The organism is Streptococcus parasanguinis, assembly GCF_901875555.1.
Lineage (GTDB): Bacteria > Bacillota > Bacilli > Lactobacillales > Streptococcaceae > Streptococcus > Streptococcus parasanguinis_H.
Genome location: NZ_CABFMD010000011.1, coordinates 17210 through 41667 on the forward strand (window position 1 = coordinate 17210; position 24458 = coordinate 41667).

General features: G+C 41.2%; 27 protein-coding genes and 1 other annotated feature. Of the genes, 25 read left to right on the top strand and 2 right to left on the bottom strand.

Features of this window, described 5'->3' with window-relative positions:
• The first annotated feature begins 144 nt into the window (after positions 1-144).
• From asnA to trpB, 16 genes are all read left to right on the top strand, one after another.
• On the top strand, positions 145-1137 hold the full coding sequence (asnA, locus tag JX304_RS02800; protein ID WP_187540801.1) for an aspartate--ammonia ligase: 993 nt from the start codon (positions 145-147) through the stop codon (positions 1135-1137).
• 87 nt (positions 1138-1224) lie between these two features.
• Complete coding sequence (rsmD, locus tag JX304_RS02805) at positions 1225-1773, top strand: 16S rRNA (guanine(966)-N(2))-methyltransferase RsmD (protein ID WP_314654058.1); 549 nt, start codon at positions 1225-1227, stop codon at positions 1771-1773.
• A complete protein-coding gene (gene coaD / locus JX304_RS02810) occupies positions 1763-2251 on the top strand; it encodes a pantetheine-phosphate adenylyltransferase (protein ID WP_205011167.1) in 489 nt (162 codons plus the stop codon). Before rsmD ends, coaD begins: the two co-directional genes overlap by 11 nt.
• Positions 2235-3317 carry a SepM family pheromone-processing serine protease gene (locus JX304_RS02815; RefSeq protein WP_205011168.1) on the top strand — a complete coding sequence of 361 codons (1083 nt, stop codon included), beginning with the start codon at positions 2235-2237 and terminating at the stop codon, positions 3315-3317. The genes coaD and JX304_RS02815 overlap by 17 nt, the downstream gene beginning before the upstream one ends.
• 62 nt (positions 3318-3379) lie before the next feature.
• Entirely contained in the window at positions 3380-3769 is a 390-nt protein-coding gene (locus tag JX304_RS02820) for an insulin activator factor (protein ID WP_239649397.1), read from the top strand.
• 56 nt (positions 3770-3825) lie between these two features.
• A complete protein-coding gene (locus JX304_RS02825) occupies positions 3826-4776 on the top strand; it encodes a hypothetical protein (protein ID WP_205011169.1) in 951 nt (316 codons plus the stop codon).
• A 99-nt stretch (positions 4777-4875) separates the two neighbouring features.
• Positions 4876-5586: a thiol-disulfide oxidoreductase-associated membrane protein CcdA2 gene (gene ccdA2, locus JX304_RS02830; protein ID WP_205011170.1), complete on the top strand. Its 711-nt coding sequence runs from the start codon at positions 4876-4878 to the stop codon at positions 5584-5586.
• 26 nt (positions 5587-5612) lie between these two features.
• On the top strand, positions 5613-5933 hold the full coding sequence (locus JX304_RS02835) for a hypothetical protein (protein ID WP_205011171.1): 321 nt from the start codon (positions 5613-5615) through the stop codon (positions 5931-5933).
• A 335-nt stretch (positions 5934-6268) separates the two neighbouring features.
• Positions 6269-6829, top strand: coding sequence for a redoxin family protein (locus JX304_RS02840; RefSeq protein WP_205011428.1), 561 nt, complete (start codon positions 6269-6271; stop codon positions 6827-6829).
• 11 nt (positions 6830-6840) lie between these two features.
• Positions 6841-7962 (top strand): peptide-methionine (R)-S-oxide reductase MsrB, encoded by a 1122-nt coding sequence (gene msrB / locus JX304_RS02845; protein ID WP_205011172.1) that lies wholly within the window; start codon positions 6841-6843, stop codon positions 7960-7962.
• A 58-nt stretch (positions 7963-8020) separates the two neighbouring features.
• Positions 8021-8755, top strand: a complete 735-nt coding sequence (locus JX304_RS02850) for a response regulator transcription factor (protein ID WP_205011173.1) — start codon at positions 8021-8023, stop codon at positions 8753-8755.
• Positions 8752-10464 carry a cache domain-containing sensor histidine kinase gene (locus JX304_RS02855; protein ID WP_205011174.1) on the top strand — a complete coding sequence of 571 codons (1713 nt, stop codon included), beginning with the start codon at positions 8752-8754 and terminating at the stop codon, positions 10462-10464. Before JX304_RS02850 ends, JX304_RS02855 begins: the two co-directional genes overlap by 4 nt.
• 135 nt (positions 10465-10599) lie before the next feature.
• Positions 10600-11175, top strand: coding sequence for a YutD family protein (locus JX304_RS02860; RefSeq protein ID WP_205011175.1), 576 nt, complete (start codon positions 10600-10602; stop codon positions 11173-11175).
• A gap of 3 nt (positions 11176-11178) precedes the next feature.
• Complete coding sequence (gene rlmN, locus JX304_RS02865; protein WP_205011176.1) at positions 11179-12267, top strand: 23S rRNA (adenine(2503)-C(2))-methyltransferase RlmN; 1089 nt, start codon at positions 11179-11181, stop codon at positions 12265-12267.
• Complete coding sequence (locus JX304_RS02870; protein WP_205011429.1) at positions 12254-12781, top strand: VanZ family protein; 528 nt, start codon at positions 12254-12256, stop codon at positions 12779-12781. Before rlmN ends, JX304_RS02870 begins: the two co-directional genes overlap by 14 nt.
• Positions 12782-12848: 67 nt before the next feature.
• Positions 12849-13083: a binding site (T-box leader), on the top strand.
• Positions 13084-13204: 121 nt separating this feature from the next.
• Positions 13205-14392 (top strand): tryptophan synthase subunit beta, encoded by a 1188-nt coding sequence (gene trpB / locus JX304_RS02875; RefSeq protein WP_205011177.1) that lies wholly within the window; start codon positions 13205-13207, stop codon positions 14390-14392.
• Positions 14393-14398: 6 nt separating this feature from the next.
• Here trpB and JX304_RS02880 read toward each other — a convergent pair whose 3' ends face one another.
• Positions 14399-15058, bottom strand: coding sequence for a prepilin peptidase (locus JX304_RS02880; RefSeq protein ID WP_205011178.1), 660 nt, complete (start codon positions 15056-15058; stop codon positions 14399-14401).
• Between the two features lie 87 nt (positions 15059-15145).
• Here JX304_RS02880 and JX304_RS02885 point away from each other — a divergent pair, with 87 nt between their 5' ends.
• From JX304_RS02885 to JX304_RS02895, 3 genes are all read left to right on the top strand, one after another.
• Positions 15146-15364 carry a YqgQ family protein gene (locus tag JX304_RS02885; protein WP_037599246.1) on the top strand — a complete coding sequence of 73 codons (219 nt, stop codon included), beginning with the start codon at positions 15146-15148 and terminating at the stop codon, positions 15362-15364.
• Positions 15364-15744, top strand: coding sequence for a rhodanese-like domain-containing protein (locus JX304_RS02890; RefSeq protein WP_205011179.1), 381 nt, complete (start codon positions 15364-15366; stop codon positions 15742-15744). The genes JX304_RS02885 and JX304_RS02890 overlap by 1 nt, the downstream gene beginning before the upstream one ends.
• An 81-nt stretch (positions 15745-15825) precedes the next feature.
• The gene (locus tag JX304_RS02895) at positions 15826-16059 is read left to right on the top strand and encodes a hypothetical protein (protein WP_205011180.1); all 234 of its coding nucleotides are present in this window, start codon (positions 15826-15828) and stop codon (positions 16057-16059) included.
• Between the two features lie 135 nt (positions 16060-16194).
• Here JX304_RS02895 and JX304_RS02900 read toward each other — a convergent pair whose 3' ends face one another.
• Positions 16195-16920: a pseudouridine synthase gene (locus JX304_RS02900; RefSeq protein ID WP_205011181.1), complete on the bottom strand. Its 726-nt coding sequence runs from the start codon at positions 16918-16920 to the stop codon at positions 16195-16197.
• 160 nt (positions 16921-17080) lie between these two features.
• Between JX304_RS02900 and typA the strand changes: the two genes are divergently transcribed.
• From typA to ftsA, 6 genes are all read left to right on the top strand, one after another.
• Positions 17081-18928, top strand: coding sequence for a translational GTPase TypA (gene typA / locus JX304_RS02905; protein WP_003011633.1), 1848 nt, complete (start codon positions 17081-17083; stop codon positions 18926-18928).
• 23 nt (positions 18929-18951) lie between these two features.
• A complete protein-coding gene (locus JX304_RS02910; protein WP_205011182.1) occupies positions 18952-19200 on the top strand; it encodes a DUF3165 family protein in 249 nt (82 codons plus the stop codon).
• Between the two features lie 90 nt (positions 19201-19290).
• Entirely contained in the window at positions 19291-20640 is a 1350-nt protein-coding gene (gene murD, locus JX304_RS02915) for a UDP-N-acetylmuramoyl-L-alanine--D-glutamate ligase (RefSeq protein WP_205011183.1), read from the top strand.
• A 1-nt stretch (position 20641) separates the two neighbouring features.
• Positions 20642-21721, top strand: a complete 1080-nt coding sequence (locus JX304_RS02920) for a UDP-N-acetylglucosamine--N-acetylmuramyl-(pentapeptide) pyrophosphoryl-undecaprenol N-acetylglucosamine transferase (protein ID WP_205011184.1) — start codon at positions 20642-20644, stop codon at positions 21719-21721.
• Positions 21708-22928: a cell division protein FtsQ/DivIB gene (locus tag JX304_RS02925; protein WP_205011185.1), complete on the top strand. Its 1221-nt coding sequence runs from the start codon at positions 21708-21710 to the stop codon at positions 22926-22928. Before JX304_RS02920 ends, JX304_RS02925 begins: the two co-directional genes overlap by 14 nt.
• Before the next feature lie 133 nt (positions 22929-23061).
• Positions 23062-24450 (top strand): cell division protein FtsA, encoded by a 1389-nt coding sequence (gene ftsA, locus JX304_RS02930; protein ID WP_205011186.1) that lies wholly within the window; start codon positions 23062-23064, stop codon positions 24448-24450.
• Positions 24451-24458: the final 8 nt, after the last annotated feature.

Consider the following 24458-nt stretch of genomic DNA (forward strand, 5'->3'; position numbering starts at 1 on the left):
TAACGTTTTAAAAGTTACATATAGTTTATCAAAAACGAAACCTTTTTGCAAGAGAAAAATTCAGTTGAAAACGAATGAAAAGACTTGATTTTGATTGAAAAAAGAGTATAATCAATTCTAAAATGTCTATAAATGAGGAACTATATGAAAAAAAGTTTTATCCATCAACAAAAAGAAATTTCGTTTGTTAAAACGACCTTTACACAATATTTAAAAGATAAATTGGACATCATTGAAGTCCAAGGGCCAATTTTGAGTAAGGTCGGAGACGGGATGCAGGATAACCTTTCTGGGATTGAACATCCGGTATCTGTAAAGGTCCTTCAAATTCCTGATGAGACTTATGAAGTCGTGCATTCACTTGCAAAATGGAAACGCCATACCTTGGCGCGTTTTGGTTTTGGAGAAGGCGAAGGCCTCTTCGTCCATATGAAGGCTCTTCGTCCAGATGAAGATTCACTAGACGCCATTCACTCCGTTTATGTGGATCAATGGGACTGGGAAAAAGTCATTCCAAATGGTCAACGCAACATCGCCTACCTCAAAGAAACGGTTGAAAAAATCTACAAGGCAATTCGCTTAACAGAACTAGCAGTAGAAGCGCGTTATGATATTGAATCAGTTCTTCCAAAACAAATTACCTTCGTTCACACAGAAGAATTGGTGGAACGCTATCCAGATTTAACTCCAAAAGAGCGTGAAAATGCCATTGCCAAAGAGTTTGGAGCTGTCTTTTTGATTGGGATTGGTGGAGAGCTTGCAGATGGCAAGCCACACGATGGACGTGCACCTGACTACGATGACTGGACAACCGAATCTGAAAATGGCTACAAGGGATTGAATGGTGATATTCTCGTCTGGAACGACGTTTTAGGTTCCGCCTTTGAGATATCTTCAATGGGAATCCGTGTCGATGAGGAAACCCTTCGTCGCCAAGTAGCCATCACAGGGGACGAGGATCGTCTTCAATTAGAGTGGCACAAAGCTTTATTAAATGGTCTCTTCCCACTTACGATCGGTGGAGGGATCGGACAATCTCGTTTGGCTATGTTCTTACTTCGTAAGAAACATATCGGTGAAGTCCAAACCAGTGTCTGGCCTCAATCTGTCCGCGATGAATATGAAAATATCCTATAAGCAAAGAATGAGTCGAGCAAAGCGCTCGGCTCTTTTATATGTCGCTTGACCATATTAAATCGCAATTTTCTGATTTTTTTTGGTATAATGGTCCCTATGAAAATAGTATCTGGAACCTATGGGGGACGTCCCCTCAAAACACTTGAAGGAAAAACAACCAGGCCGACTTCGGATAAGGTCAGAGGGGCCATGTTCAATATGATTGGTCCTTACTTTGATGGTGGAAGAGTGCTGGATCTCTATGCAGGCAGTGGTGGCCTTTCTATCGAGGCAGTCTCTCGAGGCATGTCAGAGGCCGTTCTAGTGGAAAGAGATCGTCGAGCGCAGGAAATTGTGGCAGCTAATATTGCCATGACCAAGGAAAAGGAACGGTTTCAACTGCTAAAAATGGAGGCCAAGCAAGCCTTGGGGCTTCTAACGGGCACCTTTGATTTGGTGTTTTTGGACCCTCCTTATGCCAAGGAAGAGATTGTCCGCGATATCGAAACCTTGTGCGAGCGTCAACTCTTGTCAGAGGATATCCTAATTGTGTGCGAAACCGATAAACATGTAGAACTTCCTGAGGAAATCGGACAAGTGGGAATCTGGAAAGAAAAAATCTATGGAATTAGTAAGGTAACAGTATATGTCAGATAGAACTGGATTGTTTACAGGATCGTTTGATCCGATTACCATTGGGCATGTGCAATTGATCGAGCGGGCTAGTCGCTTGTTTGACCGTGTCTATGTCGGAATTTTTTATAATTCGGAAAAAGTCGGGCTCTTTTCCATTGAGCAGCGCGTGCGCATGGTGAAAGGGGCCTTGGCTCATTTGGAAAATGTTGAAATTGTGACGTCAACTCAAGAATTGGCTGTGACAGTGGCGCGCAATCTTGGTGTCTTCACCTTGATCCGAGGCTTGCGCAATGCACAGGATTTGGTTTACGAAGCCAATATGGATTATTTTAATCACCAGTTGGCACCTGAATTGGAGACCATGTATCTCTATGCCCAGCCTCCTTATCAGGCCATTAGTTCCACCCGTATTCGAGAGTTGCTGGCTTTTCAGCAGGATATCTCACCGTATGTACCAGAGAGTGTAATGGAGGAAATCAAAGATGACGCAAGCGAATAAACCAAGCTTGACCCCTAAAAAGAAAAAAGGACGGTTAAAAGAATACCGATGGCCGATTGCAGGAGTTCTTTTCTTGCTCCTCTTGCTAGCTGCTTTTGTGATTCGCCTTCCCTATTATATTGAGATGCCGGGCACGGCCGAAGACATTCGGACAGTCATGACCGTCGATGGAAAAGCGGATACCAAGTCAGGAACCTATGATTTTGTGACCGTAGCAGTAAAAGAAGCAACTCCGGCTGATTTGATCTATGCTTGGGCGACACCTTTTACAGATATCTACTCTGCCAAGGATATGACCGGTGGTAGTTCGAGTCAAGAATTCACGCGAATCAACCAATTTTATATGGAAACCTCGCAAAATATGGCCATCTACCAAGGATTGAAGACAGCTGGCAAAGAAACCCAGATGGACTTTCTTGGTGTTTACGTCATGCAGGTGGCAGATGACTCGACCTTTAAAGGAGTCTTGAATATTGCGGATACCGTAACCGGAGTGAATGGCAAGACCTTTAAGAGTTCCAAAGAATTGATTGACTATGTTGGGTCTCAAAAAATTGGCGATCCTGTTTCGGTGACCTATATTGAGGATGGACAAACCAAGACCGCGGATGGGAAGATCATCAAATTAACCAACGGGAAAAACGGAATCGGGATTAGCCTGATCGACCGGACGGAAGCCAAAGGCGATGTTCCTGTCCAGTTTGCGACAGCTGGCATCGGTGGCCCAAGTGCCGGTATGATGTTTAGCCTAGCCATCTACACCCAAGTAGCGGATCCAGATCTTCGTCAGGGACGCCATATTGCAGGGACAGGAACCATTAACCAAGATGGAACGATTGGCGATATCGGTGGGATTGACAAGAAAGTCGTCGCAGCCGATAAAGAAGGAGCAGAAATTTTCTTTGCCCCTAATAACCCTGTTTCCAAAGAAGAAAAGAAAGCTAATCCAAAGGCTAAATCAAACTATGAAACCGCTAAAGATGCAGCGAAACAAATCCATTCGAAGATGAAAATCGTACCCGTCAAAACCCTTCAAGACGCTATTGATTATTTGAAGAAAAAGTAGAGTAGTCTACTGGACAAGTGATAAAGTGAGGGAGAATAAATTTCTCATTTTTATGAAGGATTATGGATCAAGAAAGTGATGAGTTTATGAAATCGTATAATATGTTGCTAATGAATGGGATTATTGGGATTTTAGGAGCGATCGTAATCAGCTATGCCTCTTTTCAACGGTGGGAGTGGACTTTCGTTCATGCTGTTCCTGAGCTGGTTGAGAAAGGCGATTGGGGATTGATAATCAATACAATCAGTCTCTTGTATCTTGTTATCTCTATACTTGCAATGGCCAACTATAATGAAAATCCAAAAGTAAATAAGAAAAGTCATAAAATTCTCTTCGTTGCTTCTATAGTTGGTTTCGTTCCTTTTGTATCGTCTTTAACTAGTGTGCTAGCAATCATTTCAAGTTTGTTATATCTATTCGATTATCAACAGTTATCAAATGAAAAGGAGTAGGCTTTGAAAAAGGTATTTGGTGATGTGAAGTAAAAGAAAAATAGGAGAAACGCATAATGCGAAATAAAAATAAGGCTAGGTTGCTCATATTCCTAATTATACTTGTTATTGGTAGTATAATATTTTTAAAATATAAAAATTCCTCAGAGAAAATTTATAGAAATGAAACTCCTTCAAAAATTAGGGAAATAAAATTATTGGACAATGATAAATTTGTTTTTGTAGCTGTAGATAACTATTTAGACGGTGTTATTTTATTTGGTCAGAATTATATTACAACTTTTTCTTCGCATACACTTGATACTACTAATTTTGAAAAAACTCCACCAATTGGTAATGAAGAATATTTTCAAATTAATAGTTATAGTGTACATGATAAAGAAAAAATTGTTAAATTTAATTTATATGAATTACTTGGGAAAAATAATTTATACCGTTCTGTTCATAATTTTCCTTATAGGTATTTACAAAATGACGATGATTACCTAACACTGGATTTGGAGAAACTAAATAGGTACGATATAACAGGTCATGATATTAGATCGGTATTAGTTTCTGCTAGCGGAAAGAAATATAAAGATATTTCTGAAAGTGAAATGGAGAAAATCGACAAAGAACAACGACTTTATTTTAGTCAAAAATATGATTGGGATAGGGGAGGAATATCTGAGCAAATTAATGATAATCTAGCAAAATATCATCTTTCACTATCTAAAAATTTTATATACCCGATGAATGATGAACCATCTAAAATTAATGTTAGTGGATCTAACTTTGCTAAATTATTTCCAGAAGTAGAAAAAAATATAAACTATCTAAATCGAATTTATTTCCGTCCGAAACAATACAATGAACGCGAATGGTTTGATAAAATCATTCATTGGTTTGCGCCGGAAGGTCAAGAAGTCATGGAATTGTATGCCACAGACGAAACAAGCGGAGAGAAAACACAAATTCACTCGTATGACGAGTTCGTAGCGTGGATAAAGGCCCATCCAAAGAATTAATCACCTTCTAATCAAATTCAAGTTTTTGCTTATCAATCTCTCTATTTTTAGAGGGATTTTTTCTTTATACTGGTATCAGAAAGAAAGGGAGGTAGTGAAATGATTCAAACCAGTTTGTTTTCCATTTCAGTATTCTTAGCGGGAGTTCTATCCTTTTTCTCCCCATGTATTTTGCCACTGATGCCAGTCTATGTAGGGATTCTATTGGATTCTGAACGTGTGAAAACTGTTCGGATTTTTGGAAGAGAAATTTCTTGGTATGGCTTGGTGAAGACTCTTTGTTTTATCGCAGGTCTATCAACTGTTTTCCTGATTCTAGGTTATGGTGCAGGTGCCCTTGGTCAGGTACTCTATGCTCCCTGGTTCCGTTACCTACTAGGAGGGATTGTGATCCTCTTAGGGATTCACCAAATGGAAGTGATCAATCTGAGACAACTCCAAAAGCAAAAGACCCTCCAACTCAAAAAGAATCGGGAGCGCAATGAATTCTTCAATGCTTTTCTGATAGGGGTCACCTTCAGTTTTGGTTGGACCCCTTGTGTCGGACCAGTTCTGAGTTCTGTTCTAGCCATTGCCGCTTCTGGAGGAGATGGTGCATTACAAGGCGCTTTCCTGATGCTGGTCTATACATTAGGCTTGGCGCTCCCCTTCTTAGTCTTGGCTCTGGCTTCTAGCTGGGTTCTACAACATTTTGCTAAACTCAAGCCCCACATGGGAACCTTGAAAAAAATTGGTGGTGCCCTCATCATCTTGATGGGTATCTTGCTGATGCTGGGAAATCTTAATAGCCTCGCATCCCTGTTTCACTAATCTTAAATGATTAAAGGAGAAAAATCATGAAAAAAATTCTTGCACTTTCCATTGCTACACTTAGCATCGTCACTTTAGCAGCTTGTTCTGGACAGAAATCAGATTCAGATATGAAAAAAATGGACAATAGTAGCATGATGAAGAAGGACGATATGAAGAAGGATGACATGAAGGATTCGTCCATGTCCGATGATAAAATGAAAAAAGAGGACAAGAAAGATTCATCTATGATGTCCGATAGCAGTTCTGAAATGAAAGACGATATGAAAAAAGATGAGATGAACTCTAGCGACTCTGGTATGAAGGAGGATAAGAGCAACTCATCGGAAATGAAATCAGACAACTAATGAAAGAAGAGAGAGGTCATCTGAGGATGACTCAGATTGAAGACAACGTCATCTTAGAAACTTTCCTTAGGTGAGGACGGACGTCAGCGAACTTCGAAGAAGTTCCATGACTTAGTTTTGGACCTGAAGTTCCAAAACTCCCGGGTGTTAGAAACATTTATGTTCCTAACACTTTTCTCACAGCGGAAAGTTTCAGTGTGTATTTCAATGTACCTAATATGCTTTCTCATTCTATGTTTATAGCACTACTTAGGTTGTTTTATGTTAAAAAACAGTTTGTCTGCATTATAAGTTATATGAGGATGACTTTCTCCTTGTTTAAAGAGGTGATAATGATGAAAAAATTAGCTTTAGTAGCTACTGGATTTGTATGCGCTGGACTTCTGGGCGCTTGTTCGAGCCAAGGAATGGCCACTTCCAATAAGGACATGAGCCAACAAACAGCCAAAGCTGGGGCTAGGCAACCATCTGGCAAGAAAGTGAAGGAGTTTAGCCTGCAAGGAGTGGATGGCAAGACCTACCGCTTATCTGATTACAAAGGGAAGAAAGTTTACCTCAAATTTTGGGCTTCCTGGTGCTCTATTTGCCTGTCGACATTAGAGGATACCAATGAGTTAGCAAAAGAAGAGGCAGGTAAGGATTACGTGGTTTTGTCCGTTGTAGCTCCAACCTTTAATGGTGAAAAATTAGCAGCAGATTTCAAAAACTGGTATCAGTCTTTGGATTACAAGGATTTCCCGGTCTTACTGGATAATAAAGGAGAGCTACTCAAAGAATATGGGATTCGGTCTTATCCATCGGCACTCTTTATCAATAGTGATGGGACTTTATCGAAGAGTCATATTGGCTATATGAATAAAGAGGATATCCTCAAGACCCTAGAGAACATGCAGTAAGGAGATAGACAATGGAAACAAAATGGAAAGTGTTTGCTATCCTTCTCATTGGCTTATTATCGATTGGTTTCTTTTTCTTTAGTAAGGGATCAAATGGAATGGATCAATCAGAAACAAGCACTGAGATGATTAAAAAAGCATCGATGAGTCAGACTCCAGTAGTCAAAAAGGAAACAAATGAAAAGGTTGATCCAAAGGATCAGCGCGAAATTTATTTGGCTGGTGGTTGCTTCTGGGGCGTAGAGGAATATTTCTCCCGTGTTCCAGGTGTGATTGATGCTGTATCAGGCTACGCCAATGGGAAGGGAGATACAACCAAGTATGAATTGGTCCCTCAAACAGGCCATGCTGAAACAGTTCACATCACTTACAATGTCAAGAAGGTATCTCTGAAAGAATTGCTCCTGCACTATTTCCGAATTATCGACCCCACATCGAAGAATCGTCAAGGAAATGATCAAGGGACTCAATACCGAACAGGTGTCTATTATGTCTCCCAAGAAGACCTTCCAACCATTAACCAAGTTTTTGAAGAAGAAGCAAAAAAATACGACAAACCGTTAGCAGTGGAAAAAGAGCCACTGACCAATTTCATTAAGGCTGAAGACTACCACCAGGATTATCTAAAGAAACATCCAAATGGGTACTGTCATATCGATATCAATCAAGCTTCTTATCCAGTGATTGATGCTAGTCGCTACTCTAAACCGAGTGATGAGGAGATCAAAAAGAAGTTATCTCCCGAAGAGTATGCAGTGACACAAAAAAATGATACCGAACGAGCCTTCTCCAATCGTTACTGGGATCAATTTGATGCTGGTATTTATGTAGATGTCGTGACCGGTGAGCCCCTCTTTTCCTCTAAGGATAAATTTGATTCTGGCTGTGGTTGGCCAAGTTTCAGTCGGCCAATTAGTCCTGATGTGGCGATTTATAAGGAGGATAAGAGTTTCAATATGACTCGGACAGAAGTTCGGAGCCGTGTGGGAAATTCTCATCTAGGCCATGTTTTTACCGATGGTCCCAAGGAAAAAGGAGGTCTTCGCTATTGTATCAATAGTTTGTCTATTACCTTCATTCCCAAAGCAGAAATGAAAGAAAAGGGCTACGGTTATTTATTGGACTATGTATGAGACAATTCAGTCTATAATTTGCTATAATAAGTATAGCAAAAACAAGTAGGTGAAAGACATGTATGCGATCATGATTGTGGAAGATGAAGAGTTGATTCGGCAGGGTCTGACTTCCTTAGTCGACTATGAACAGTTTGGAATGACCGTCATTAACCAGGCAGAAAATGGGCGTGAGGCTTGGGAGAAGTTTCAAGAGCAACCAGCTGACATCCTTCTAACCGATATCAATATGCCACAAATGAATGGCTTGGATCTGGCCCATCTCGTTAAAGAGCAATCTCCATCTTGTCATATCATTTTTTTGACAGGTTATGATGACTTTGAGTTTGCGAGGAAAGCCATCAAGTTAGGTGCAGATGATTATTTGCTGAAGCCTTTCTCAAAAGATGATATTGAAGAGATGTTAGCCAAGGTGAAAGGAAAGCTAGACAAAGAGCGAAGGAAGGTGCAAGTCGAAGATTTGGTCAGCCATGGTTATTCAACAGAGTTGGAAGAAGCCATTCATGCTCGTTTAGCAGATCCTCAGTTAACCCTAAAGGATTTAGCCTATCAACTTGGTTTCAGTGCCTCGTATCTAAGTGTATTGATCAAGAAAAAATTGGGACTTCCTTTTCAAGAGTATCTCATCCAAGAGCGAATGAAAAAGGCTCAACTCTTGCTTCTCACGACAGATCTAAAGATTTATGAGATCGCCGATCAGGTTGGTTTTGAAGATATGAACTATTTTTCTCAACGCTTTAAGCAGGTTGTCGGGGTGACGCCAAGACAGTACAAAAAAGGAGATCATGAATGAAACGATATCCCTTGCTGATCCAGCTGGTCCTCTACTTTTTTCTCTTCATTCTCTTGCTTTTTGGTCTCATCGGTAGTCTCTATTATCAAACGAGTTCAGGAACCATTCGCCAGCTAACGGAGCGGACGACCAGAAATAGTATCGATCAAAGTAGTCAGTTCATCACTTCCTATCTAAAAAAATTAAAGCAAACCACGACGGTTCTTAGTAAAGAAGAGGCTGTTCGCCAATTTGCCCAAGACAAGAGCGCGAATCAAGAAACGGTTCAGCACTTGATGCGAACGATGATTGAAACGGATCCGGACTTGGTCTCTGCGGTCTTGGTGACCAAGGATGGACGTCTGGTTGCGACGGATTCCAAAATCAGCATGCAGACTTCATCAGACATGATGAATGAAAGCTGGTATCAAGAGGCAATTAAGGAAAGAGCCATGCCAGTTTTGACGCCAGCTCGAAAGGAATCCTTGACCTCGGAAAAAGAAAAATGGGTGGTTTCTATTACCCAAGAAGTGGTCGATCAGGCTGGCCAAAATCTCGGAGTCGTACGCTTGGATATTGGCTATGATAGCCTTCAGGCTTATTTGGATCACCTTCAGCTAGGAAAACAAGGTTTTAGTTTTATCATCAATCAAAAGCATGAGTTTGTCTACCATCCTAAAAAAGCGGTCTATTCCTCCAGCCAAGAGATGCAGGCCATGCAGCCCTATATTGCTGTGACAGATGGCTATGCTAAAGGAGGACAGAATTTTATCTATCAGGTTCCGATTCCAGATAGTGATTGGACCTTGATTGGAGTAGCTTCACTTGAAGGACTTCAGATGCTTCAGTCGCAACTCCTATACTCTTTCATTGGTCTAGGATTACTGGCCTTGCTCATGTGCTTAATAGGGATCGGCTTTGTTTTGCGTTTGTGGATCAAACCCTTACGAGACCTTCAGACCATCATTTTGAGGATTGGAGCAGGAGATGCACACTTGAGGGCTACAGCCAAAGGATCTCCAGAATTAGTCGACCTCGCTCAAGCGTTTAATACCATGTTGGACCAAATCGATAACCTCATGCAACAGGTAAAGGAAGAGGAGCAGAACGCACGGCGTTACGAGCTGCGGGCACTTTCGGCTCAGATTAATCCGCATTTTCTCTACAATACCTTGGATACGATTGTCTGGATGGCGGAGTTTAATGATAGTCGGCGCGTGGTTAACATCACCAAGTCTCTGGCCCAATATTTTCGACTGGCTCTCAACCAAGGCCAGGAGCAAATCCTACTGAGAGATGAAATTGACCATGTCCGCCAGTATCTTTTTATTCAAAAACAACGTTATGGTGAAAAGCTCAATTATGAAATTATAGAAGATGAACGGTTGGGTGATTATCAGCTCCCCAAATTAGTGCTTCAACCCTTAGTGGAAAATGCGATTTACCATGGTATTAAAGAGATCGATCGGCCAGGTCTTATTCGAGTGACAACTGAAGTCAGTGGAGACTCTGCCTGCGTATCGATTTTTGACAATGGACAAGGCTTTGATTTATCCGGATCAACAGACCAAACCCTTCTTCGTTTAGGAGGTGTTGGCTTGAAAAATGTGGACCAACGATTGCGTCTCCAATTTGGTGAAGCCTATCATATGGAGATTGATTCTAAGGCCAATAGCTATACGAAAATCATACTTTATTTGCCCCTTTCATCTGGCGATGAATCTTCATAGAGACAAAGATTGCCTTCTTTGTCTCTTTTTGCTGTCAAAGGAATTTCAACTCTTTTCTAGTCAAATCTGACGCAAGTCATCAAATTTATGATAAAATAAAGTGTTACAGTAAATAGATTTTGATGAAGGAACACTATGCGAAAAGAGATTGACCCCGAATTATATAATTACAATAAATTTCCTGGACCTGTGTTTCGTCAGGTGGGAGACCAGATCCTTTCAGAAAACCTCACCTTTGAGCTCTTGCAAAATGAGAAGGAAGCATTTGATGCGACCGTTTTTGGTCAACGATTTTCTGAGATTTTAACCAAGTTCGATTATATTGTTGGTGATTGGAGTAACGAGCAATTACGTTTGCGTGGCTTCTATAAGGAAGATCGCGATGTCGCAACGATGGATAAGCTGAGTCGCCTAGACGATTATCTATTGGAATATTGTAGCTATGGTTGTGCTTATTTTGTCCTTGAAAATAAGGAGCCTCATCGTGCCTCCTTTGATAAAAAGTCACCAGGCAGAAAAACTCATACGGAAGAAAGAGAACCCAAAAAACGTTCGCGCAATCGTAAGCAACGAGATCGTTTCCAAAAACGAGAACGAGACAAGAGCCAGCCATCAAAGAATTCGAAAAAAACAAGATCATCTGGTGAAAACAAAAACTCTAGCAAGCCAGATACCAAACACCGTTTTGTGATTCGACAGAAAGAGGAGTAAAAAATGAAACCATCCATCTATAGCTTAACGCGCCAAGAAATGATTGACTGGGCGTTAGAAAACGGCGAAAAGAAATTCCGAGCAGCCCAAATCTGGGAATGGCTCTATCGCAAACGCGTCCAGTCTTTCGAAGAAATGACCAACCTTTCTAAGGACTTAATTACAAAGTTAAATGATCAATTCGTTGTCAACCCACTCAAGCAACGGATCGTACAAGAGTCAGCAGATGGTACGGTCAAGTATCTTTTTGAATTGCCAGATGGTATGCTGATTGAGACGGTCTTGATGCGCCAGCACTATGGTTTATCTGTCTGTGTGACCACACAGGTAGGTTGCAATATTGGTTGTACCTTCTGTGCTTCAGGTTTGATCAAAAAACAACGCGATTTGAACAATGGCGAAATCGTATCCCAAATCATGTTGGTCCAAAAATACTTTGACGAACGGGGCCAAGATGAACGGGTCAGCCATATCGTTGTCATGGGGATCGGAGAACCATTTGATAACTACAACAATGTCTTGAAATTTATCCGGACGGTTAATGATGACAAGGGACTAGCGATTGGAGCTCGTCATATTACCGTATCAACTTCTGGTTTGGCCCATAAAATTCGCGACTTTGCAAATGAAGGTGTGCAGGTCAATTTGGCAGTGTCTCTTCATGCGCCAAACAACGAACTTCGTTCAAGTATTATGAAAATCAACCGGGCTTTCCCAATTGAAAAATTGTTTGCGGCGATTGAATACTATATCGAGACCACCAACCGTCGGGTGACCTTTGAGTATATCATGCTCAATGAAGTCAACGATGGTGTGGAGCAAGCCTTGGAATTAGCAGAATTGCTCAAGAATATCAAAAAATTGTCTTATGTCAACTTGATTCCTTATAACCCAGTTACGGAACACGACCAATACAGTCGTAGTCCAAAAGAGCGGGTGATGGCCTTCTATGATACCTTGAAAAAACATGGTGTCAACTGTGTAGTCCGCCAAGAACACGGGACAGATATTGATGCGGCTTGTGGCCAATTGCGTTCCAATACGATGAAACGAGATCGGGAGAAAGCGATTGTTGAACATGCGCAACCTTAGACAAGGGCTAATGGATCATACAGAACCAACGAAAAGAGGAAGAAAACTGTTACTATGTGGCAGTTTCTTCTATTTTTTCCTCTTGTGTCTGATGTGTTTTTTGCCCCAACAGCCTGAGCCAGGTATGGAAACACCCGGTATTCAACGTTTTGGACGGATTGTCGTGTTATTGATTCCTCTTAATTCGCTGATGAATCTCGGCCAGATCACGAGTGTCCTCCAACTGATCAAGGTGATTCTCCAAAACGTAGCCAATGTCTTTTTGTTAAGCCCACTGGTCTTTCAACTTCTCTGGCTATGGCCCTGGTTGAGGAGTCGCAAACGGGTCTTGTTCTTCGGCTTTTTCATGAGCTTGTGGATTGAATGCAGCCAAGTGCTCTTAGATCTTTTGTTTGATGCCAATCGTGTCTTTGAGCTAGATGATTTGTGGACCAATACCTTAGGAGCTTACTTGGCTTATCTAGTATTTCAGTATTGCAGAGCACGATTGCTAGTAAAAAATGGGGAAATGTAAAATCCGAACATTTAAGTTGCTTTTTAAAATTTTTGTTGACAAAATCAGAAGCGGGAGCTATAATAGCTTCAAGACATCAGAAAAGTAGGGATTTTTCTCACTTCCAGGGAGCTTGTGGTGATTGCGAACAAGCAGTGGTGAATCTTGAAATGGGCTGATGCGTTTATGATGATGAATTTGAAACAATAAAAATTCGGTGAGCACACCTTATCGTGCACCCTGTTGTTAGACAGGTTAGAGATGTAGGAAAATAATAGCTTCCTACAATTGAGGTGGCACCGCGGTATCGAATCGTCCTCATACAGATTTTTCTGTGTGAGGTTTTTTGTATCTCAAAGGAACCCAGTGAGACTGCAGCTCAAAGGGTCAGCGAGAGAAAAAGATCATAAACAGGATTGAAGATATAGAAAAGAGGACACAATCATGACAGAAACAAAAGGCTATTTCGGACAATTTGGTGGATCTTTCGTACCAGAACCCATTCAAAACTTGCTGGATCAATTAGAAGCAACGTTTGAACAGTACAAAGATGATCCTGAATTTATCGCAGAATACAAACATTACCTAAAAGATTACTCTGGTCGTGAAACGCCCCTCTACTTTGCAGAAAGTTTGACAGACCATTTAGGTGGGGCAAAAATTTATTTGAAGCGCGAAGACTTGAATCACCTAGGTTCGCACAAATTGAATAACGTCTTGGGGCAAATCCTCTTGGCTAAACACATGGGCAAAACGCGCGTGATTGCTGAAACAGGAGCTGGTCAACATGGTGTGGCTACAGCAGCTGCCGCAGCTAAGTTCGGCATGGCCTGTGATGTCTACATGGGAGCAGAAGACGTGGAGCGTCAACGTCTCAATGTCTTCCGTATGGAAATGATGGGGGCAACCGTTCATGCGGTTGAAACAGGAACCAAGACCTTGAAAGACGCCGTTGATGCTGCTTTTGGAGCATGGATGGCAGACCTCGATGCCTTTTACGTTTTGGGTTCTGCTGTTGGACCTCACCCTTACCCAACTATTGTGCATGAATTCCAAAAAGTGATCAGTGAAGAGTCTAAACGCCAAATCTTGGAAAAAGAAGGACGTTTGCCAGACTATGTGATTGCCTGTGTCGGTGGTGGCTCCAATGCCATCGGTGCCTTTTCTGAATATGTCGCAGAAGAGGAAGTCGGTTTGATTGGGGTAGAAGCAGCTGGTCATGGCTTGGATACTGATCAGCACGCCGCTACCATGACCAAAGGGACTGTAGGAGTTGTCGATGGTATGAAGACTTATGCTGTCTTTGGAGAAGATGGAAAAGTAGCGCCAGTTTACTCGATTTCTGCTGGTTTGGACTACCCAGGGGTTGGTCCAGAGCATGCTTTCTTTAAAGATTCTGGTCGTGTTGAATATGTAGCAGCGACAGATGATGAAGCAGTAGAAGCTCTTCTTCTTCTCAGTAAGACAGAAGGGATCATCCCAGCCATCGAAAGTTCACACGCCATTGCAGAAGCTGTGAAACGTGCTCCACAATTGGATAAAGACAAGATCATCATCATCAACGTTTCCGGACGTGGAGACAAGGACGTGGCAGCTATTGCAGATTATTTAGAAGCCAAAGCTGCAAAATAAGAAGGCTTATTTGCTAAACATTGTAAACAGCAGTAGAGCATGATAACTGAGAAAGAGACAGGGAACAAAAGGAATCCGGTCTCTTTCTTTTTTGAGGGCAAAGAAGAGAATGCCTAAGATAGATGCGATCTGGATGAGAATGAGGATCTTGGCAGAAGAAAAGCTGAGTGAGAAGGTGGCGAGTAAGAGAAAATCCCCCGCTCCCATTCCAATAAAGAAAAAGTGGGCACCGATCGCAAGGAGTACAAAGACCAGCATGAGGAGATTACTACCGGATAAAAAGAGGACTAAGGCATGGAGACAACACCAGATGACCAAGGGGTATTCCATAAAGCGTAGGTCATAGATGGCTAAAACAGCAGATCCGAGTAATGTCAGAAGTTGAGGCAGAGAAAGAAAACCATTGGCACAGGCTAAGAAGATCAGGCCACTCCAGATCTCAAAAAGGCAGTACCAAAATGGGTAGGTCTGATGACAATAGCGACAGCGAAAACGATGCAGTAGTTGCGAGATAATGGGGATGAGATCCCAAACTCCAAGGACGTGCTGGCAGCGATCGCAATGACTGCGAGGAGTGAGAATGGATTGGTTTGGGAAACGATCGACCACTAGTCCCAAAAAAGAGGCGAAACAAGTACCGATGGTAAAAAAATAAAAGTTGATCATACTTATTTATTCGTAAACAAATCGAAAAATGTCATCATTTACTTGAAAATCTTGTAAAGCCTTTCTAAATTTGATACAATAATGAACATGAAAAACCTGTATGATGTTCAACAATTTTTAAAACGTTTTGGAATCATCATTTATGTGGGGAAGCGCCTCTATGACATCGAATTGATGAAAATTGAGCTTCAACGTCTTTATGATGCAGGCCTGATGGAGCGGCTCGATTATTTAGAAGCCGAAACAGTTTTAAGAAGAGAGCACAAGCAAGAATTAGAATTTTTGAAAAAGAGTGAGGTAGAGTGATGGGAAATATCATTGTTTGGTTGGCTATTTTAGGAGTAGTTGGATGGATGGCATTTAATTATTTCCGCATCCGTAAAGCTGCTAAATTTGTGGACAATTCCGCTTTTGAAGAGTTGATTCGTAAAGGGCAGTTGATTGACTTGCGAGAGCCAGCTGAGTTTCATGCAAAGCATATTTTAGGAGCGCGCAACATTCCTTCTACTCAGTTGAAGTTGAGCCTTGCGGCCTTGCGCAAAGACAAACCGATTTTGCTCTATGAGAATAGCCGTAGTTCGCGTGTAACCAATGCGGCTCTCTATCTCAAGAAAAAAGGTTATACAGACATTTATGTCTTATCTTATGGTCTTGATTCTTGGAATGGTAAGGTAAAGTCCAGTTAATAGGATGTAAAAAAGTTGCCATATAATAGTTCTATTTATAACTGACTTTTTATGGTATAAATTATAAGGGAGTTTGTGAACATGCAAGAAAAGAATAAAGCCTCACTTGTTTTGAGTATCCTATCTATCATGTTTGTCTTTGGATTTCCAGTGTTAAGTATTATTTGTGGTGTTTTAGGTTTGGCCTTGGCTAGTTTATATCAAAAAGAATCTGGACTAGACTATACGACAGAAATAATTCTCTCCATTATAGGGATTTTCCTTTCTGTAGTTTTCTGTATAGTATTTATCTCACAACTCTCAGGAATAAATTAAAATAAAAAGAGGCTGGGACAAAAGTCCCAGCCTCTTAATTGTTTTTGGATTGTCTAACAAGACGCAGTGGTTGAGTGGGGACGACGAAATCGAATTCTAACGAATTACCGATTTCTGTCCCACTCTCTTTTTATATTACCAATTGTATTCTAGATAGTTTTTAACAATCTGTAATTCATCTTGGTTCAAAGGCCGGTATTGACCCTCTGCTAGTTCTGCATCTAATGTAAAATCCCCGAACTGAATTCGCTTTAGGGCAGTGACCTTGACACCGACAGAGAGGAACATTTTCTTGACCTGATGAAACTTCCCTTCAGAGATGGTGATGGTGGCTCTGCTTAGACTGGGGCTTGAAACTTGAATCTCCAGTTGAGCAGGTTTACAGCTAGTTCCATCTAAAAAGATAATCCCATCTTTGAACTTTTGGATATGTTCTGATGAGAGCGGTCCATTGACTTCAACTTGATAAGTTTTATCCACATGATATTGAGGATGAAGAAGTTGAAAACCAAGGGGCCCATTATCTGTTAAGAGAAGAAGACCCGTCGTATCTCGATCCAGTCGACCAATTGCATAGAGTTGGTCTGACTGGAGATGTTGAGGTAGTATGTCCATGACTGTTAGCAGTTCCTTGTCCTTACTTGCTGTCACGACACCATTTGGCTTATGGAGCATGAGGTAGATGTGCTCATATCCTTCGATTATTCTATCTTTGAAAATTAGCTCTTGCAACCCTGTATCAACATTCTGTGCAAGGGAATAAGCTGGAAGTCCATCTACCAAAATTTCTTTTTTTAGAAGAGCCTGTTTCATGCCTTTTCGACTAACTTTTTCTTGGGCTAATATTTTATCTAATCGCATACCAGCTTATCTTATCATAAGTCGGTGCTTTTGAAAAGAAAAGGGAAGAAGTGGATTTTCTATTGAAAACATTTACAACTAGCTGAACTGTGTTTTTTAAACAGGACTGTGGTATAATTGTTCAGTTAGAAATATTATTTAAAATTATATAGAGGAAATCATGACAAAATTAAGAGAAGATATTCGTAACGTTGCGATCATTGCCCACGTTGACCATGGGAAAACAACCTTGGTAGACGAATTGTTGAAACAATCGCACACCTTGGATGAACGTAAAGAATTGCAAGAACGTGCAATGGACTCAAACGATCTTGAAAAAGAACGTGGGATCACTATCCTTGCTAAAAATACAGCCGTTGCTTATAACGGAACTCGAATCAATATCATGGACACACCAGGACACGCGGACTTCGGTGGAGAAGTGGAACGGATCATGAAAATGGTTGACGGTGTTGTTTTGGTCGTAGATGCTTACGAAGGGACTATGCCACAGACTCGTTTCGTATTGAAAAAAGCCTTGGAACAAGACCTTGTGCCAATCGTTGTTGTCAATAAAATCGACAAACCATCTGCTCGTCCAGAAGAAGTTGTAGATGAAGTTCTTGAACTGTTCATCGAATTGGGTGCGGATGACGACCAATTGGAATTCCCAGTTGTTTATGCATCAGCAATCAACGGAACTTCTTCACTTTCAGATGATCCAGCTGATCAAGAGCACACAATGGCACCGATCTTTGATACCATCATTGATCACATCCCAGCTCCAGTTGATAACTCAGATGAGCCTCTTCAATTCCAAGTATCCCTGCTTGATTACAACGACTTCGTTGGACGGATCGGTATCGGACGTGTCTTCCGTGGTACTGTAAAAGTTGGGGACCAAGTTACCCTTTCTAAATTGGATGGAACGACTAAGAACTTCCGTGTTACCAAACTCTTTGGTTTCTTTGGTTTGGAACGTCGTGAGATTCAAGAAGCGAAAGCTGGTGACTTGATTGCTATCTCTGGTATGGAAGATATCTTCGTTGGAGAAACGATCACACCGACAGATGCAGTTGAAGCTCTTCCAATCCTTCACATCGATGAACCCACACTTCAAATGACCTTCTTGGTGAATAACTCACCATTTGCTGGTCGCGAAGGAAAATGGGTAACCTCTCGTAAAGTCGAAGAACGCTTGCAAGCGGAATTGCAAACAGACGTCTCTCTTCGTGTTGACCCGACGGACTCACCTGATAAATGGACAGTTTCAGGACGTGGGGAATTGCACTTGTCTATCTTGATCGAAACCATGCGTCGTGAAGGATACGAATTGCAAGTGTCTCGTCCAGAAGTTATTATCAAGGAAATTGATGGTGTCAAATGTGAACCATTTGAGCGCGTGCAAATCGACACACCAGAAGAATACCAAGGATCAGTTATCCAAAGCCTTTCTGAACGTAAAGGTGAAATGTTAGATATGATCGCAACTGGTAACGGTCAAACTCGTTTGGTCTTCCTTGTTCCAGCGCGTGGGTTGATTGGATACTCAACAGAGTTCTTGTCAATGACACGTGGTTACGGAATCATGAACCACACCTTTGACCAATACTTGCCAGTGATTCCAGGAGAAATTGGTGGACGTCACCGTGGTGCTCTTGTTTCCATCGATAACGGAAAAGCAACGACATACTCGATCATGTCTATTGAAGAACGTGGTACGATCTTTGTCAATCCAGGTACAGAAGTTTACGAAGGAATGATCATTGGAGAAAACTCTCGTGAGAACGACTTGACTGTCAACATTACGAAAGCAAAACAAATGACCAACGTTCGTTCAGCTACCAAGGACCAAACAGCGGTTATCAAGACTCCTCGTATCTTGACCTTGGAAGAATCTCTTGAGTTCTTGAACGACGATGAGTACATGGAAGTAACACCTGAATCTATCCGTTTGCGTAAACAAATCTTGAACAAAGCAGAACGCGAAAAAGCAAATAAAAAGAAAAAATCAGCGGCTGCTGAATAATACGAAAAGAAAGGAGAAACAAAATGGTCTATTTTATCTTAGGGATTTTGATTCTCCTTTTTTACCTTTTTATGACCCCAATGAGTATTCGTGGTACCTTAAACAGTGTCACAATGGTGGTCTTGATCGTCTCCATTATCGTACTGACTTGTCTGGCCATTTTTCAGATATTCCAACTACCGTCTGAGTTTTTTGTCGGTGCCTTTCTTGCCTTTGTTGGCTACTTGGCTTTGGTGGATATTTCCAAAATGACGACCAAACAGAAAAAATAAACGGTGACGTGATTTTTAAAGCCCTTTGGGCTTTTTAATTTTGCTAAAAAAAGGTAAAATAGAGAGTGATAAAAATGGAGCGAAGAAATCATGAAATTTGTGAAACAATTTGAAAATAAAAAGGTTCTTGTATTAGGTTTGGCTAAGTCAGGTGAGTCAGCTGCCCGTTTGTTGGATCGCTTAGGAGCGATTGTGACCGTCAATGATGGCAAACCTTTTGAAGAAAATCCAGCAGCACAAAGTTTACTGGAAGAAGGGATTAAAGTTGTGACAGGAGGTCACCCTCTGGAGTTGTTGGATGAAGACTTTGCAGTTATGGTCAAAAATCCTGGAATTCCTTATACGAATCCGATGGTCGAAAAAGCACTTGAAAAGGGTATTCCAGTCCTTACTGAAGTGGAATTGGCCTATCTGATTTCGGATGCACCAATTATTGGGATTACAGGATCAAACGGAAAAACGACGACGACAACCATGATTGGAGAAGTTTTAACAGCAGCTGGTCAAGGTGGCTTATTGTCTGGAAATATTGGATTTCCAGCTAGTCAAGTTGCCCAAACGGCAACAGAAAAGGATGTTCTGGTCATGGAATTGTCTTCTTTCCAATTGATGGGCATTGAAGCCTTCCATCCAGAGATTGCGGTCATTACCAACCTCATGCCAACCCATATCGACTACCATGGTTCTTTTGAAAATTATGTAGCTGCCAAATGGAATCTTCAAAAGAATATGATAGAAAAAGATGTCATTGTATTAAACTTCAACCAAGACCTGGCTAAGGAATTGGCGACCAAAACCAAGGCAAGGGTCCTTCCATTTTCTACAATCGAAAAAGTGGACGGTGCTTATTTGGAAGATGGACTTCTCAAGTTTAAGGGAGAAGCTGTCATGCGTGCGGATGAACTGGGGGTTCCAGGAAGCCACAATGTAGAAAATGCCTTGGCAACGATTGCTGTTGCAAAAGTTCGGGGAGTAGAGAATGAAGTTATTAGAGAAACCTTGTCAGCCTTCGGGGGTGTCAAACACCGTCTTCAATATGTGGATGAGATTCAAGGTGTCAAATTCTACAATGACAGTAAATCGACCAATATTTTAGCGACACAAAAAGCTCTTTCTGGTTTTGATAACAGCAAGGTTATCTTGATTGCAGGGGGGCTCGATCGTGGCAATGAGTTTGACGACTTAGTGCCGGATATTACCGGCTTGAAGGAAATGGTGATTTTAGGCGAGTCGGCACCTCGAGTGAAACGGGCGGCTGATAAAGCGGGAGTGACTTATACTGATGCGACAAATGTGGCTGATGCCACAAAGAAAGCCTTCGAATTAGCGAGTCCTGGAGATGTTGTTCTCCTAAGTCCTGCCAATGCCAGCTGGGATATGTATCCGAATTTTGAAGTGCGTGGGGATGAATTCCTTGCTACAGTAAAAGGTTTGAAATAAGATGAAAAAAATAATGTTTACTGGTGGAGGTACGGTTGGGCATGTGACCCTTAACCTTCTCTTAATTCCAAAATTTATCGAAGATGGATGGGAAGTCCATTACATAGGCGACAAAAAAGGGATTGAATACCAAGAGATCAAAAAGTCTGGATTAGAGGTACGATTCCATTCGATTGCTACCGGGAAATTGCGTCGCTATTTCTCATTCCAAAATATGATGGATGTCTTCAAAGTGGCTTGGGGCACTCTCCAATCCATTGCGATTATGCTTCGTGTACGTCCACAAGTTCTTTTTTCCAAAGGAGGCTTTGTTTCCGTACCACCAGTAATTGCAGCTCGCCTTACTCGTGTCCCTGTTTATATCCATGAGTCCGATCTGTCTATGGGATTGGCCAATAAAATTGCTTATAAATTTGCTACCAAGATGTACACGACTTTTGAGCAAGCACATGGTTTGACAAAGAGTGAGCATATCGGTGCGGTAACCAAGGTCACAGATCATATTCCGGCAACTTCCCAAGTTTTAGAAGAAAAAACAAAAGGTTTCCGAAAAGAGTTGCCGACCCTTCTCTTTGTCGGAGGATCAGCCGGTGCGCGTGTCTTTAATGAATTTGTGACAGAGCATCAAGCAGAGCTCTTGCAGCACTACAATATCATCAATTTGACGGGCGATTCAACATTGAATCAGGCTGAGGGTGGCTTGTATCGAGTGGATTATGTAACCGATCAGTATTTGCCCATGCTCCAAAAGGCGGATTTAGTGGTGACAAGAGGCGGGGCCAATACCTTATTTGAACTCTTGGCTATGAATAAACTCCATTTGATTGTACCACTTGGAAAAGAAGCCAGTCGTGGCGATCAGATTGAAAATGCCCAATATTTTGTGGATAAAGGTTATGCAGAGCAATTGCAGGAAGATCAATTGACCCTCGAAACCTTTAATGAAACCATTCAAGAAATGTTGAAGCAGAGTCAAGTCTACCACCAAGCAATGGAAAAATCGACAGAACTCCTTTCACTAGACGATTTTTATGGCCTGCTTCAAAAAGATATCAGTAAGGGAAAAGATGACGGACGATAAAAAAACACCAACGGATGACAAAATTACAGAATTGTCAGCCTGGCAAAAAAGAAACAAAGAATATTTAGAAAAAAAGGCGCTTGAAAAAGCGGAAGAAGCTGAAACAGAGGAAACTGAAAGCAAAGAAGCACAAGAAGACGAAGATCTTTCAGAAAATGAATCGGCTTCTATCTCAGAGGAAGAATCTGAAGAAGAAATAGAAGATTCTGAAGAGGAAAATGAATCTGAGGTCGAAGAGGATCCAGATGCGGATGGAGAAAGTTCAGAAAGAGAAGAGAACGGTCCGGCTGTAGAGGAGCTAGATCCTTCAGAGAAGCAAGAGAAAAAGCCTTCGTTTTTTGAACGCTTAAAGACGAAAAAAATAAAGAAGGAACCAACAGTGGCAAAACGCCATATCTATCGTGCCCTTCCGGTTATCGGAATCAGCTCGATTGTCGCCCTTCTCTCGATCTATTTTTTAAGTCCCTTGTCTACACAGAAAGTGATTGAATTTTCAGGGAATAAAGCGGTTGACCAGCAAAAATTGTATGAAAAAAGCCGTATTAAAGAAGAAGATTATACTCTGACGACCTTCCTTCATAAGTCGGTCTATGAACAAAACATAAAAACAGCTAGTCCATGGATCAAAGAAGTGCACATGCATTATCAATTTCCAGTGACCTTTAAAGTTAATGTAGTGGAACACAAAGTGGTTGCTTATTATGTGACGGGAGAAGACCACTATCCAGTATTGGAAAATGGAGAAGTAGTTGAGACAGTAACGCCTGCTTCGGACTTACCATCCTCCTATATTAGCTTGAAATTCTCAAATAGGGAATTAGTCAGACAATTCGTCCAAGAAATGAAATCCATTTCGTCTTCTATTACGGATAAAATTGTTTCGGTTGATTTAACCCCAAGTAAAGTTACCAAGGATCTGGTCACTTTGACCATGAAAAATGGTAATAAAATCTTGGTCCCTGTTTCCCAAATTACCCGCAAGCTTCCTTATTATAAAGCTATTAGTAAGCAATTAGACGATGATTCCACCATTGATATGGAGGCTGGAGTCTTCAGCTATAGTGAACAATCCATCGCAGATGCCAAAGAGCAAGCTGAAAAAGAAAAGGCTGAAAGTACAGAAAAGCAAGAAGAACATTCTGAGGAAGCAAGCCAAGAACAGAATCCAGAAAGAGAAAATTCTTCTGGGAATGAGCAAAGCCCATAAATTATCTCAAATAATTGAAGAAAAAATGTCCATTTTAGGCTTCTTTGTGATATAATGAAGTTTGGATAGTTCCAACTAAAAGGGCTATAAATAGATGTAAAGTGAAAACAAATAAAGAGAGAGGACTGGTGTAATGGCTAGAGACGGCTTTTTTACAGGTTTAGATATCGGTACTAGTTCAATAAAAGTATTGGTGGCAGAACATGTCAATGGAGAAATGAATGTAATTGGAGTCAGCAATGCAAAAAGTGCTGGCGTCAAAGATGGAATTATAGTAGATATCGAAGCTGCTTCAAATGCAATTAAAACTGCAATCAGCCAAGCTGAAGAAAAAGCAGGGATTTCCATCAATCTAGTCAATGTTGGGTTGCCTGCAAACTTACTACAAATCGAAGCAACTCAAGGAATGATTCCAGTCACAAGTGATTCAAAAGAAATCACAGATGCAGATGTTGAAAATGTTGTCAAATCTGCACTCACAAAAAGCATGACACCGGATCGTGAAGTAATCACCTTCATTCCTGAAGAATTCACAGTAGATGGTTTCCAAGGAATCCGCGATCCACGTGGAATGATGGGAATTCGACTTGAAATGCGTGGCCTTCTTTATACAGGACCTCGTACAATCTTGCACAATTTGCGTAAAACAGTTGAACGTGCAGGCTTACAAGTAGAAAACATCATTATTTCCCCACTTGCGATGATCAAAACAGTCTTGAACGAAGGCGAACGTGAATTCGGAGCAACAGTCATTGATATGGGTGGTGGCCAAACAACGGTGGCATCTGTTCGTAGCCAAGAACTTCAATTTACAAATATCTATCAAGAAGGTGGCGATTACGTTACCAAAGATATTTCTAAAGTTTTGAAGACTTCTCAAAAATTGGCAGAAGGCTTGAAGTTCAACTACGGTGAAGCCTATGTGCCATCTGCTGGAAACGAAGTATTCCATGTAGAAGTTATTGGTGAAGTTGAGCCAGTTGAAGTGACTGAGAAGTACTTAGCTGAAATCATTTCAGCACGCATCAAACACATCTTTGAGCAAATTAAGCAAGACCTTGAGAGAAGACATTTGTTGGATCTTCCTGGTGGTATTGTGATTATCGGTGGAGGCGCAATCCTTCCTGGTGTTGAAGAATTGGCTCAAGAAGTCTTTGGTGTAAATGTGAAATTGTTTGTGCCAAATCAAATTGGAATTCGCAATCCAGCTTTTGCCCATGTGATTAGTTTGTCTGAATATGCAGGCAATTTGACAGACGTGGATATTATTGCTCAAGCTGCGGTTCATGGAGACGAAGTCTTGCGTCAACAACCGATTCAATTTGATCGTCCTGTGCAACCACAAGTACAACCACAACCTGCTGCTCCAGCACAACCGGTAGTACCTGCATACAATGCTGAGAAGATTGAATCTCCAGTGGATGCACAAGAAATTCCAGCAGCAAGCAATGATCACAAACAAGAACCAAAAACTACATTCACAGACCGAATGAAAAATTTGATCGGTAATATGTTTGATTAAGGAGTGTA

Excerpts from the sequence above, each read along its gene's own strand:
- JX304_RS02825 (WP_205011169.1), top strand. The coding sequence starts at position 3,826 with ATGCGAAATAAAAATAAGGCTAGGTTGCTCATATTCCTAATTATACTT.
- JX304_RS02820 (WP_239649397.1), top strand. The coding sequence starts at position 3,380 with ATGGATCAAGAAAGTGATGAGTTTATGAAATCGTATAATATGTTGCTA.
- JX304_RS02815 (WP_205011168.1), top strand. The coding sequence starts at position 2,235 with ATGACGCAAGCGAATAAACCAAGCTTGACCCCTAAAAAGAAAAAAGGA.
- ccdA2 (WP_205011170.1), top strand. The coding sequence starts at position 4,876 with ATGATTCAAACCAGTTTGTTTTCCATTTCAGTATTCTTAGCGGGAGTT.
- rlmN (WP_205011176.1), top strand. The coding sequence starts at position 11,179 with ATGAAACCATCCATCTATAGCTTAACGCGCCAAGAAATGATTGACTGG.
- JX304_RS02890 (WP_205011179.1), top strand. The coding sequence starts at position 15,364 with ATGGGAAATATCATTGTTTGGTTGGCTATTTTAGGAGTAGTTGGATGG.
- JX304_RS02910 (WP_205011182.1), top strand. The coding sequence starts at position 18,952 with ATGGTCTATTTTATCTTAGGGATTTTGATTCTCCTTTTTTACCTTTTT.
- JX304_RS02900 (WP_205011181.1), bottom strand. The coding sequence starts at position 16,920 with ATGCGATTAGATAAAATATTAGCCCAAGAAAAAGTTAGTCGAAAAGGC.
- ftsA (WP_205011186.1), top strand. The coding sequence starts at position 23,062 with ATGGCTAGAGACGGCTTTTTTACAGGTTTAGATATCGGTACTAGTTCA.
- JX304_RS02895 (WP_205011180.1), top strand. The coding sequence starts at position 15,826 with ATGCAAGAAAAGAATAAAGCCTCACTTGTTTTGAGTATCCTATCTATC.
- JX304_RS02860 (WP_205011175.1), top strand. The coding sequence starts at position 10,600 with ATGCGAAAAGAGATTGACCCCGAATTATATAATTACAATAAATTTCCT.
- JX304_RS02855 (WP_205011174.1), top strand. The coding sequence starts at position 8,752 with ATGAAACGATATCCCTTGCTGATCCAGCTGGTCCTCTACTTTTTTCTC.
- JX304_RS02880 (WP_205011178.1), bottom strand. The coding sequence starts at position 15,058 with ATGATCAACTTTTATTTTTTTACCATCGGTACTTGTTTCGCCTCTTTT.
- murD (WP_205011183.1), top strand. The coding sequence starts at position 19,291 with ATGAAATTTGTGAAACAATTTGAAAATAAAAAGGTTCTTGTATTAGGT.
- trpB (WP_205011177.1), top strand. The coding sequence starts at position 13,205 with ATGACAGAAACAAAAGGCTATTTCGGACAATTTGGTGGATCTTTCGTA.
- JX304_RS02925 (WP_205011185.1), top strand. The coding sequence starts at position 21,708 with ATGACGGACGATAAAAAAACACCAACGGATGACAAAATTACAGAATTG.
- rsmD (WP_314654058.1), top strand. The coding sequence starts at position 1,225 with ATGGTCCCTATGAAAATAGTATCTGGAACCTATGGGGGACGTCCCCTC.
- coaD (WP_205011167.1), top strand. The coding sequence starts at position 1,763 with ATGTCAGATAGAACTGGATTGTTTACAGGATCGTTTGATCCGATTACC.
- JX304_RS02885 (WP_037599246.1), top strand. The coding sequence starts at position 15,146 with ATGAAAAACCTGTATGATGTTCAACAATTTTTAAAACGTTTTGGAATC.
- msrB (WP_205011172.1), top strand. The coding sequence starts at position 6,841 with ATGGAAACAAAATGGAAAGTGTTTGCTATCCTTCTCATTGGCTTATTA.
- JX304_RS02920 (WP_205011184.1), top strand. The coding sequence starts at position 20,642 with ATGAAAAAAATAATGTTTACTGGTGGAGGTACGGTTGGGCATGTGACC.
- asnA (WP_187540801.1), top strand. The coding sequence starts at position 145 with ATGAAAAAAAGTTTTATCCATCAACAAAAAGAAATTTCGTTTGTTAAA.
- JX304_RS02850 (WP_205011173.1), top strand. The coding sequence starts at position 8,021 with ATGTATGCGATCATGATTGTGGAAGATGAAGAGTTGATTCGGCAGGGT.
- typA (WP_003011633.1), top strand. The coding sequence starts at position 17,081 with ATGACAAAATTAAGAGAAGATATTCGTAACGTTGCGATCATTGCCCAC.
- JX304_RS02840 (WP_205011428.1), top strand. The coding sequence starts at position 6,269 with ATGAAAAAATTAGCTTTAGTAGCTACTGGATTTGTATGCGCTGGACTT.
- JX304_RS02870 (WP_205011429.1), top strand. The coding sequence starts at position 12,254 with ATGCGCAACCTTAGACAAGGGCTAATGGATCATACAGAACCAACGAAA.
- JX304_RS02835 (WP_205011171.1), top strand. The coding sequence starts at position 5,613 with ATGAAAAAAATTCTTGCACTTTCCATTGCTACACTTAGCATCGTCACT.